The sequence below is a fragment of the Thermus sp. genome (assembly GCF_056332225.1).
Genome location: NZ_JBWGQW010000189.1, coordinates 1 through 699, shown reverse-complemented (window position 1 = coordinate 699; position 699 = coordinate 1). Strand labels below are relative to the sequence as shown.

Sequence of the window (699 nt, the reverse complement as noted above, 5' to 3'; positions counted from 1 at the left end):
GGGCGAAGGGGGCGAGGAGCCGGCTTTACGACCCGAGTTTTAAACACCGCTACCGGAGGTGAGGGAATGGGAGCGCTCTTTTTGGTGGGGATGGGCCCTGGCGACCTCGGGGGGCTCACCCAGAGGGCCCGGGAGGTCCTGGGGAAGGCGGAAGCGGTGATCGGCTACAGCACCTACATCAAGCTCCTGGAGGAGATGGGGCTCCTCTCGGGCAAGGAGGTGGTCCGGAAGGGTATGACGGAGGAGCTGGACCGGGCGGAGGAAGCCCTGGAGCGGGCCCTTTCCGGGGATCCTGGGGCCAAGGCGGCCCTTCTCGCCTCGCCCTTCCTGGACCCCAGGCTCAAGGCCCTCCTGGAGAACCCGCCCCCGCCCGCCTCGAGGCAAGAGCTCCTGGCCCGGGCGGACGCGGCCCTGGCCCAGGCTGAGGCCCAGGCGGCGAGGGCCCTGGAGGAGGCCCTGGCCCAGGCCGAGGCCCGGGCCCTGAAGGAGGTCCCGGCCCAGGTGGTCGGTGCCGAAGGGGTGGGCGGGGGAAGGCGGCTGGAGGCGCGCCAGGTAGTTGCGGTCGGTGCTGGGGTCGTAGGGGAGGAGAAGGGGCACGAGGAGGGCCTGGAGGAGGAGAAGGGCGGTGAGGGCGAGCCCCACCTTGCCGGAGGGCGACTTGAGGAAGCGGCGGAGGGCTTGGCGGAAGGGGGTTTCCAC

General features: G+C 71.5%; 2 pseudogenes. One reads left to right on the top strand and one right to left on the bottom strand.

The features are described 5' to 3' along the window. Positions 1-66: 66 nt before the first annotated feature. A pseudogene (locus AC01Y6_RS10830) lies at positions 67-267 on the top strand (SAM-dependent methyltransferase); the annotation flags it as partial. 324 nt (positions 268-591) lie between these two features. On the opposite strand, the pseudogene AC01Y6_RS10825 reads toward AC01Y6_RS10830, so the two are convergent. After that, positions 592-642: pseudogene (locus tag AC01Y6_RS10825) on the bottom strand (hypothetical protein); the annotation flags it as partial. Positions 643-699 lie beyond the last annotated feature (57 nt).